General features: G+C 50.9%; 1 protein-coding gene. It reads right to left on the bottom strand.

The genetic code is table 11. From position 1 onward, the window contains the following. Window positions 1–65: 65 nt before the first annotated feature. Window positions 66–227 (bottom strand): sporulation initiation factor Spo0A C-terminal domain-containing protein, encoded by a 162-nt coding sequence (locus tag SB822_RS61315; RefSeq protein ID WP_410859693.1) that lies wholly within the window; start codon window positions 225–227, stop codon window positions 66–68. Window positions 228–232 lie beyond the last annotated feature (5 nt).

Below are 232 nucleotides of genomic sequence, written 5' to 3'. Positions count from 1 at the left end.
ACATTTATTCTAACTGCGCTATCGCGCGCATAAAAAAACCGGCACCTTCACTAGGCACCGGTTGGTTATTTCTTGTTTTCATTCATGCCGAGGCTGTCGACGATCATGGCGATGAACTCGGAATTCGACGGTTTTGATTGAAGATGCGCTTCGCTATCGCCGAAGACGCTGGCGATATGGGCGACGGATTCACTGCGCACCCATACTTGCTCGATTGAATGGCGGATCGACC

Origin of the sequence: Paraburkholderia sp. SIMBA_054, assembly GCF_046534875.1 — a bacterium.
GTDB classification, from domain to species: domain Bacteria; phylum Pseudomonadota; class Gammaproteobacteria; order Burkholderiales; family Burkholderiaceae; genus Paraburkholderia; species Paraburkholderia hospita.
The sequence above is the reverse complement of the archived record's forward strand: the minus strand, read 5'-3'. Positions and strand labels throughout refer to the sequence as shown.